Below are 249 nucleotides of genomic sequence, written 5' to 3'. Positions count from 1 at the left end.
AGATCGAAGTCAAGGAAAAGAAGGACCGCGTCGATGACGCCCTCAACGCGACCCGCGCGGCCGTCGAAGAAGGCATCGTTCCCGGCGGCGGCGTCGCACTCCTGCGCGCTTCGCTGAGCATCAAGGCCACTGGCGCCAACTCCGACCAGACCGCGGGCATCAACATCGTGCGTCGCGCGCTGCAGGCTCCGGCCCGCCAGATCGCGGCCAACGCCGGTGCGGAAGCATCGATCGTTGCCGGCAAGATCC

1 protein-coding gene is annotated in these 249 nt (G+C 67.5%); it reads left to right on the top strand.

The annotated features are described in order from the left end of the window. Window positions 1-249: TCP-1/cpn60 chaperonin family protein (locus E5W87_RS35845; protein WP_292408796.1), on the top strand; the 249-nt coding region annotated here is incomplete at both ends.

The sequence above is a fragment of the Mesorhizobium sp. genome, from assembly GCF_004962925.1.
Classification (GTDB): domain Bacteria; phylum Pseudomonadota; class Alphaproteobacteria; order Rhizobiales; family Rhizobiaceae; genus Mesorhizobium.
Note: the sequence above shows the minus strand (reverse complement) of the source record. Positions and strands in the feature narration are given on the sequence as shown.